The following is an 8,546-nucleotide window of genomic DNA, read 5'->3' as shown; positions in this document are numbered from 1 at the left end:
TCATCGCCAACTCGCAGCCGCCGCCCAGCGCGAAGCCGCTCACCGCGGCGATCACCGGCTTGCGGATCTGGCGGATGGTTTCCCAGTTGCGGGTGATGTACTCGCCCTTGTAGACGTCCTGGAAGTTGTACTTGGCCATCGCCGCGATGTCGGCGCCGGCCGCAAACGCGCGCTCGCTGCCGGTCAGGATGATGCAGCCGATGGCCGGGTCGGCGTCGAAGGCCTTCAGCGCCTGGCCCAGTTCGGTCATCAGGGCGTCGTTCAGCGCATTCAACGCCTTGGGCCGGTTCAGCGTGATGATGCCGACCTTCTCGGCCTCGACGCGCACTTCGATGTTCTCGTAGCTCATGGGTGTCTCCTTGAAACGAAAAATGAGGGGCGTGGCAGCTACTGCGTATGCAGCCAGGCGGCCAGCTTTGCGGGATCCTGCGCGAACAGGCGCCAGGTCGTGACGCCCGCGGGCAGCGTGAGCAGCAGGCGCAGCAGCCGGCGATCGCGGGCGACCAGCGCGGTGGCCTTGCGCAGCGGCCCGAGATAGAGCGCGAGGTCGTCGAGCCGCGTCAGGCGCCAGCCCTGCGCCGGTCGGCCCTTGGCCGCCGGCAGCTCGATGCCGATCCATTCGTCGTTGGCCGAGAAGCCCGCCTGCTCGGCGGCGCCGCCGCGCAGCACCACCTTGACCTGCACGCTGCCGCCCGTTTCGGCGACCCGCATGCCGAGTTCCTGGGCCCGCTGCGCCGGATCGTCGAGCGCGGCCACGCCGTGGGCGCGCAGCAGGTCCGACAAGGGCAGCTCGTCGGTCGAGTGGATCCAGCTTGCCATCTCCTTCGCGAACGATCGGCCGCCGATCGTCTCGAGCGCGTCGGCGATGTCGGCCTCGGCGATCGGCCCCCCGGCGGTCTGCTGCCAGAGCAGGCGCATCACGTCGTCGAGCGTGCCATGGCCTTCGGAGCGCAGCGTGAGGTCGAAGCACATCGCGACCAGCGCGCCCTTGGTGTAGTAGCTCACCGTGGCATTGGGCGTCTGCTCATCCTGGCGGTAATACTTGATCCAGGCGTCGAAGCTGGCCTGGGCCACCGATTGCACCTGCCGCCCCGGCGTCTGCTGCACCTGGTTGATGGTCTTGTTGATGAGGCGCAGGTAGGTGGCGTCGTCGATGCGGCCGGCACGACGCAGCAGCAGGTCGTCGTAGTAGCTCGTGAATCCCTCGAAGAACCAGAGCAGCCCGGTGTAGTTCTCGCGCGCGTAGTCGTAGCGCGCGAACTCGACCGGGCGCAGGCGCTTCACGTTCCAGGTGTGGAAGTACTCGTGGCTGACCAGGCCGAGCAGCGTCGTGTAGCCCTCGGGCTGCTTGCGGGCGTCGAGCTGCGGCAGGTCGCGCCGGGTGCAGATCAGCGCCGTCGAATGGCGGTGCTCGAGCCCGCCATAGCCATCGTCGACCGCGTTGAGCATGAACACGTAGCGCTCGTGCGGCGGCTTCGGCCCGCCGCGCTTGCCGACCTTGTCGCCGTGCCAGAAGCGCATCTGCGCCTCGCAGATGGCGCCGGTGTCGGCGACCAGACGCTCGCCGTCGAAGGAGGCCGGTGCGCCCGCGACCACGAAGCGGTGCGGCACGCCGCAGGCTTCGAATTCGGCGCTCCAGAACGGCCCCATCTCGACCGGGCTGTCGGCCAGTTCGTCGTAGTGAGCGGCGAGGTAGCTGCCGAAGCCATGGCGGTCGATGCGCGATGGCTGCAGCGCGGTGGCGCAGGACCAGCGCGCGCCGTTCGCGAGCGCCGGCGGCGCCACCACCTCGAGCACATGCGGCGCGTCGGCCTGGCCTTCGACCTGCAGGCACACGCTGGTGCCATTGAAGAAGCCGCGGTCGGCGTCCAGCCAGGCGGTGCGGACCGAGTTGTCGTAGGCACAGATCTCGTAGCGCAGCACCAGCGGCTTGCCGGGCGTGCAGTCGATCTCCCAGCCGGCCTTGTCGAGCTGGCGCACGGCCAGCCGGCGTCGTCCCTGCTGGGCCCGCAGTTGCTGCAGGTTCTTGGAGAACTCACGCAGCAGGTAGCTGCCGGGGATCCAGGCGGCGAGGGCTACGCGCTGCAGCGCGGCCGGTTCGGCGACGGTCAGCGTGATCGCGAACAGGTGTGCCTTGCGGTCCGCGCATTCGACGCGGCAGTGGACGGCCGGCGTGGCCATCAATTGAGCGCGGCGAGTTGTTTCTCGACCTGTGCCGCCGGGATTGCGCCCGGTGTGCGCGAGCCGTCGCTAAAGATCAGTGTCGGCGTGCCGCTGATGTTGTACTTCTGGCCGAATTCGCGATTGCGCGTGAGCGCGGCGGTGTCGCATTCGGCGGCTGCGGGCGCGACGCCGCGCTGCATCCAGTCGTCCCAGGTCTTCGCCTTGTCCTTGGCGCACCAGATGTTGCGCGACTTGACCACCGAGTCGGGTCCCAGCACCGGATAGAGGAAGAGCTGGATCGTGACGTTGTCGACCTTGGTCAGGTCGCGCTCGAACTGCTTGCAGTAGCCGCAGTTGGGATCGGCGAACACCGCCAGCCGGCGCTTGCCGTTGCCGCGCACGATCTTGATCGCGTCCTTGGCCGGCAGCTTGTCGAAGTCCACCTGGCTAAGCTTCTCGATCCGCTCTTCGGTCAGGTTGCGGCGCTCCTTGACGTCGATCAGGTTGCCCTGCAGCAGGTAGTTGCCCTGCTCGTCGGTGTAGAAGATCTCGAAGCCGTTGACCCGCACCTCATAGAGACCGGGGATCGGCGCCTTCGTGACCTCGTCGATCTTGGCGAACTGGGGGATCTTGGCGGCGAGGTTCTTGCGGATCTCGGCTTCGCCGGCCGTCGCCGTCAGCGCCGTTGCGAACATCAGGAGGGCCAGGGCGGCAAAGAGGGGGCGGACAGGGTGTTTCATGGTGTGTTCCGGGCATTCACTGCAGGCCCATGGCCTGGCGTGCGATCCAGTTCTTGAGGAGCCGTGTGCGGTCGAAACCCCGCATGCCCCAGTTGCGCAGCGCCGGCAGGGGGTCTGCGCTGTGGGCGAAGAGCTGCTGCAGGCCGTCGGTGGCCAGGCTCATCGCCAGCACGTCCGTGCGGCGCGCGCGCTCGTAGCGGCGCAGCAGCCGGGCGTCGCCGACGCTGCGCCAGTAGTCGCGGGTCCGGATGACCTCGGCCAGCGCGGCGGCATCGGCCAGGCCGAGGTTGAGGCCCTGGCCAGCCAGTGGATGGACCGTGTGGGCGGCGTCGCCGGCCAGCGCCCAGGCCGTGCCGTCGCCGAAGGAGCCGGTCCAGCGGTCGGCGATGGCGCGCTGCAGCGGCCAGGCGGACCGCTCGCTGGTGAGCTTGAAAGCGCCGAGCGCATCGTGACTGGCTTCGCGCAGCGCGGCGCTGAAGGGGTCGGCCGACTGCGCCAACAGGGCCGGTGCCCTGAACTGGTCGACCGACCAGACCAGGGCCAGCGATCGGTCGGTGTTGCCCAGTGGCAGCAGCGCTAGCACCTCGCCCTTGTCGTTGAACCATTGGCGCGCGATGCCGTCGTGCGCCTGCTCGGCCTCGAGCCGGGCCGCGATGGCGTGCTGCGCATAGCGGGTGACTTCATAGCCGACGCCGAGCACCTCGCGGGTGGCGCTGATGCGGCCTTCGCAGACCAACGTGAGCGGTGCCGGCACCGGCGCGGTCACGACCTCGATCCGGGGCTGGAAGCGCACCGCATCGGCGAGTTGCTGCTCGAGCGCGGGCACGTCGACGATCCAGGCCAGCGCATCGACCTTCTGGCGCGCGGCCGAAAACTGCACCCGGCCGCCTTCGTCGCCATGCACCAGCATCTCGCGCACCGGTGTCGCGTGCGCCGCATCGGGCCAGGCGCGAAGCGATTCGAGCAGGGTCTTCGAGGCGCTGTTGAGCGCGTAGGCGCGAACGTCCTGGCCGGCCGGTTGCGCGGCCGGGGCCACCAGCGCCACGCGCACGCGTTCGCGGGCCAGCAGCAGCGCCAGCGTCCGGCCGACGATGCCGGCGCCGCGAATGCAAACTTCGGGAGGAAGAGCCATCGGAGGATTGTAGGAGGGCGTGGCCTCCACGGCCCGGCGCCGGCCTGACTGCCGCACAATCGAGCCCTTCGACCTAGGGATTCCGCCCGTGAATGTTGCCGATTTCGACCTCCAAGCCACCATCGCCCGCCTGTTCGTCTACCCGGTCAAGTCCTGCGGCGGCGTCGAGCTCGACGAGGCCCTGCTGATCGAGACCGGCCTGGAGTTCGACCGCGCCTGGATGGTGGTGGATGCGGCGGGCGAGTTCGTCAGCCAGCGCGAGCTGCCGCGCATGGCGCTGATCCGGCCGCAGCTGAAGCAGTCCGAGATGGTGCTGCGTGCGCCGGGCATGCTGGCGCTGCACATTGCCTTCGACCGCGTCGAGCAGCCGACGCGGGTGAAGGTCTGGAAGGACGAGCTGGCGGCCTACGACATGGGCGACCTCGCGGCCCAGTGGTTCAGCGACTTTCTGTCGGAGCCCGGCCGGCCGCGGAAGCTGCGCATGGCGARGTTCGACCCGGAGCAGCAGCGCCTGTCGAGCCTGAAATGGACCGAAGGCGTCGAGGCGCCGAACCAGTTCGCCGATGGCTTCCCGCTGCTGGTGGCGAGTGAGGGCTCGCTCGCCGAACTGAATGCGAAGCTGGTCGCGGCCGGCCACGAGGCGGTCGGCATCGAGCGCTTCCGGCCCAACATCGTGCTGGCCGGGGTGGAAGCGCACGACGAGGACCGGGTCGAGACGATGCACATCGCCACCGCCGAGGGCGAGGTGTTGGTGCGCCCGGTCAAGCCCTGCGCGCGCTGTCCGATTCCTGATATCGATCCGCAGACCGCGCTCAGCAGTCCCGAAGTGGGAGACATGCTGCGGACTTACCGTTCGGACGCGCGCGCCGATGGCGCCATCACTTTCGGGATGAATGCGATCGTGCTGCAGGGGATCGAGCATGCATTGCGCGTGGGTCAGCCGGTGGGTGCCAACCTGCGCTTCGAGTGACCGGGGGGGCCGGGCCTAAAATACGCAGTTACCCCCTGATTTCTGAAAGCACCCCGCCATGAGTCTCCAGTGCGGCATCGTCGGCCTGCCCAACGTCGGCAAGTCCACTCTCTTCAATGCCTTGACCAAGGCAGGCATCGCGGCCGAGAACTATCCCTTCTGCACCATCGAGCCCAATGTGGGCGTGGTCGAGGTGCCCGATCCGCGGCTGGCGCAGCTGAGCGAAATCGTCCAGCCCGAGCGCGTGGTGCCGGCGATCGTCGAGTTCGTCGACATCGCGGGCCTGGTGGCCGGTGCCAGCCAGGGCGAAGGCCTCGGCAACCAGTTCCTGGCGCACATCCGCGAGACCGACGCCATCGTCAACGTGGTGCGCTGCTTCGAGGACGACAACGTGATCCACGTGGCCGGCAAGGTCGACCCGATCTCCGACATCGAGGTGATCCAGACCGAGTTGTGCCTGGCCGACCTGTCGACGGTCGAGAAGGCGCTGCATCGCCACACCAAGACCGCCCGCTCGGGCGACAAGGAAGCCATCAAGCTGGTGGCGCTGCTCGAGAAGTGCCAGGCCGCGCTGAACGAGAACAAGCCGGTGCGCTCGATCGAGTTCAGCAAGGAAGACAAGCCGCTGGTCAAGCAGTTCTCGCTGATCACCGCCAAGCCCGCGATGTTCGTCGGCAACGTGTCCGAGGACGGCTTCGAGAACAACCCCTTCCTCGACCGCCTGCGCGAATACGCTGCGGCGCAGAACGCGCCGGTGGTCGCCATCTGCGCCAAAATCGAAGCCGACCTGGCCGACATGGACGACGAGGATCGCAAGATGTTCCTGGCCGAGATCGGCCAGGACGAGCCGGGCCTGAACCGCCTGATCCGCGCCGCCTACACACTGCTGGGCCTGCAGACCTACTTCACGGCCGGCGTCAAGGAAGTGCGCGCCTGGACCATCCACATCGGCGACACCGGCYCGCAGGCGGCCGGCGTGATCCACACCGATTTCGAGAAGGGCTACATCCGGGCCCAGACCATCGCCTTCAACGACTTCATCGCCTTCAAGGGCGAGCAGGGCGCCAAGGACGCGGGCAAGATGCGCGCCGAAGGCAAGGACTACGTCGTCAAGGATGGCGATGTCATGAACTTCCTGTTCAGCTCCTGAGCGGGTTCATGATCCAGGTCCACCACCTCGACAACTCGCGTTCGCAGCGCGTGCTCTGGCTGCTCGAGGAGCTCGAACTGCCCTACGAGGTCGTGCACTACCAGCGCGACGCCCAGACGATGCTCGCGCCGCCCGAGCTCAAGAAGGTGCATCCGCTGGGCAAGTCGCCGGTGGTGACCAGCGACGACGGCCCGGCGCTGGCCGAGTCGGGTGCAATTATCGAGACCCTGGTCGAGCGCTACGGCGACGGCCGGCTGTCGCCCGCGTCAGGCACGCCCGAGGCCCATCGCTACCGCTACTGGCTGCACTACGCGGAAGGCTCGGCGATGCCGCCGCTGCTGCTCAAGCTGATGTTCGACCGGATCGAGAAGGCGAAGATGCCTTTTTTCGCCAGGCCGATCGCGCGGAGTATTGCGCAAAAGGCCAAGGCGGCCTTCATCCTGCCGAACCTCAAGACGCATCTCGATTTCATGGAAGGCGAACTCGGCAAGACCGAATGGTTCGCCGGCGACGCGTTCAGCGGCGCCGACATCCAGATGAGCTTTGCGGTCGAAGCCGCGCGGGCCCGCGGCGGGCTCGACGCCTCGCGGCCGAAGCTGATGGCCTGGCTCGAGCGCATCCATGCGCGGCCGGCCTACCGGCGGGCGCTGGAGCGCGGCGGCCCCTACGGCCTGCTGAGTTGAGGCCCGTTCAGGTGTTGGGCCAGATGTACAGCAGCGCCACCGTCATCGTCACGTAGCGCGCGAACTTGCCGATCGCCATGTAGAGCACGCAGGGCCAGAATGGAAGCTTGAGCCAGCCGGCGACCGCGCAGAGCGGATCGCCGACGATCGGCAGCCAGGCCAGCAGGCAGGCCTTGGGCCCGAGCCGCTCGAGCCAGCCAAGTACGCGCACGTGGTGCTTGGAGTGCGAATACTTGTCGGCCACCTGGTGGGCGCCGTAGCCCATCCACCAGTCGACCATTCCGCCCAGGGTGTTGCCGGTCGTGGCAACGGCGATGGCCGACCAGAACATGTCGGGGTTCAGCTTGAGCAGGCCGAACAGCACCGGCTCCGACCCGACCGGCAGCAGCGTCGCCGACACGAAGGCGGCGATGAACACCGTGCTGAGCCCGTACTGCGGAAGCGCCAGGAGCGCAAGGAAGGAGTCGAGCCAGGCTTGCATGTGTGCGAGGAGTATAGAAAGCTACTGATCGCTTCTGCCGTAGGCGAGAACCCTCGGTACGGCCGTCGAGGTGGTGCGGAGGGTGCAAATCGTTTCAGCCGAAGGGTCGGCGCGCCGCTACAATCGTGCCTCATTTTTCAGCAGCCCGGCGCTCGCCAACTTCCTCCATGACCCTGCAGATCGGCCACATTGCGCTGAATAACAGCCTGTTCGTCGCCCCGATGGCGGGCGTCACGGACCGGCCGTTCCGGATGCTGTGCCGCGAACTGGGCGCCGGCTATGCGGTCAGCGAGATGGTCACCTCGCGCAAGGAACTGTGGGGCACGCTGAAGACCTCACGCCGCGCCAACCACGACGGCGAACCGGGCCCCATTTCGGTGCAGATCGCCGGCACCGATGCAGCGATGATGTTTGAGGCAGCGCAATACAACATCGAGCGTGGTGCGCAGATCATCGACATCAACATGGGTTGCCCCGCCAAGAAAGTCTGCAACAAGTGGGCCGGGTCCGCATTGATGCGCGACGAGCCGCTGGCCCTCGAGATCGTCGAGGCCGTGGTGAGCGCCGCGCTGCCGTACCGGGTGCCGGTCACGCTCAAGATGCGCACCGGCTGGAGCGAGGACCGGCGCAACGCCGTGACGCTGGCGCGGCGCTTCGAGGCCGCCGGCGTGCAGATGCTCACGGTGCATGGCCGCACGCGCGAGCAGGGCTACAAGGGCCAGGCCGAATACGACACCATCGCGGCGGTCAAGGCCGCGGTGCGCATCCCGGTGGTCGCCAACGGCGACATCGCGTCGCCCGAGAAGGCGCGCGACGTGCTGGCCGCAACCGGAGCCGACGCGGTGATGGTCGGCCGCGCGGCGCAGGGCCGGCCATGGATCTTCCGCGAGATCGCGCATTTCCTCGCCACCGGCACGCACCTGGCGCCGCCGCTGGTGGCCGAGGTGCGGCGCCTGTTGCTCGACCACCTGCAGCAGCACTATGCGCTGTACGGCGACTACAGCGGCGTGCGCACGGCACGCAAGCACATCGGTTGGTACGTGCGAACGCTGCCGGGCGGCGAGGCGTTCCGCGGCGAGATGAACCTGATCGAGGACTGCGATTCGCAACTGCGCGCGGTGGGCGATTTCTTCGACACCCTGGCCGGTTGCATGGACCGCATCCCGGCGTCCTCGGCGGACGGGCTCGAAACCCTGGACGAGCCATCGGCCGACGCGCTTGCGTGAT

At 67.9% G+C, this 8,546-nt stretch carries 9 protein-coding genes; 4 read left to right on the top strand and 5 right to left on the bottom strand.

Annotated features, from left to right (window positions below):
* From AC1DY5_RS05710 to AC1DY5_RS05695, 4 genes are all read right to left on the bottom strand, one after another.
* A partial coding sequence (locus AC1DY5_RS05710; RefSeq protein WP_478109502.1) for an enoyl-CoA hydratase-related protein occupies nucleotides 1-349 on the bottom strand: 349 nt, incomplete at its 3' end.
* Nucleotides 350-387: 38 nt separating this feature from the next.
* A complete protein-coding gene (locus AC1DY5_RS05705) occupies nucleotides 388-2,181 on the bottom strand; it encodes a M61 family metallopeptidase (RefSeq protein ID WP_478109500.1) in 1,794 nt (597 codons plus the stop codon).
* The gene (locus AC1DY5_RS05700) at nucleotides 2,181-2,903 is read right to left on the bottom strand and encodes a DsbC family protein (protein ID WP_478109498.1); all 723 of its coding nucleotides are present in this window, start codon (nucleotides 2,901-2,903) and stop codon (nucleotides 2,181-2,183) included. Before AC1DY5_RS05700 ends, AC1DY5_RS05705 begins: the two co-directional genes overlap by 1 nt.
* A gap of 16 nt (nucleotides 2,904-2,919) precedes the next feature.
* Nucleotides 2,920-4,035 (bottom strand): FAD-dependent monooxygenase, encoded by a 1,116-nt coding sequence (locus AC1DY5_RS05695; protein ID WP_478109496.1) that lies wholly within the window; start codon nucleotides 4,033-4,035, stop codon nucleotides 2,920-2,922.
* 88 nt (nucleotides 4,036-4,123) lie between these two features.
* Here AC1DY5_RS05695 and AC1DY5_RS05690 point away from each other — a divergent pair, with 88 nt between their 5' ends.
* The 3 genes from AC1DY5_RS05690 to AC1DY5_RS05680 are packed head-to-tail and all read left to right on the top strand — an operon-like array spanning nucleotide 4,124 to nucleotide 6,838.
* The gene (locus AC1DY5_RS05690) at nucleotides 4,124-5,005 is read left to right on the top strand and encodes an MOSC domain-containing protein (protein WP_478109494.1); all 882 of its coding nucleotides are present in this window, start codon (nucleotides 4,124-4,126) and stop codon (nucleotides 5,003-5,005) included.
* Between the two features lie 58 nt (nucleotides 5,006-5,063).
* Nucleotides 5,064-6,155 (top strand): redox-regulated ATPase YchF, encoded by a 1,092-nt coding sequence (gene ychF, locus AC1DY5_RS05685; RefSeq protein ID WP_478109492.1) that lies wholly within the window; start codon nucleotides 5,064-5,066, stop codon nucleotides 6,153-6,155.
* A gap of 8 nt (nucleotides 6,156-6,163) precedes the next feature.
* Nucleotides 6,164-6,838, top strand: a complete 675-nt coding sequence (locus tag AC1DY5_RS05680; RefSeq protein WP_478109490.1) for a glutathione S-transferase — start codon at nucleotides 6,164-6,166, stop codon at nucleotides 6,836-6,838.
* Between the two features lie 7 nt (nucleotides 6,839-6,845).
* Here the strand turns inward: AC1DY5_RS05680 and AC1DY5_RS05675 are convergent, their stop codons facing one another.
* The gene (locus AC1DY5_RS05675) at nucleotides 6,846-7,319 is read right to left on the bottom strand and encodes a YqaA family protein (RefSeq protein WP_478109487.1); all 474 of its coding nucleotides are present in this window, start codon (nucleotides 7,317-7,319) and stop codon (nucleotides 6,846-6,848) included.
* A 167-nt stretch (nucleotides 7,320-7,486) separates the two neighbouring features.
* Here AC1DY5_RS05675 and dusB point away from each other — a divergent pair, with 167 nt between their 5' ends.
* On the top strand, nucleotides 7,487-8,545 hold the full coding sequence (dusB, locus tag AC1DY5_RS05670) for a tRNA dihydrouridine synthase DusB (protein WP_478109485.1): 1,059 nt from the start codon (nucleotides 7,487-7,489) through the stop codon (nucleotides 8,543-8,545).
* Nucleotide 8,546: the final 1 nt, after the last annotated feature.

Source organism: Variovorax sp. P4_D9 (genome assembly GCF_056401695.1).
The sequence above is the reverse complement of the archived record's forward strand: the minus strand, read 5'-3'. Positions and strand labels throughout refer to the sequence as shown.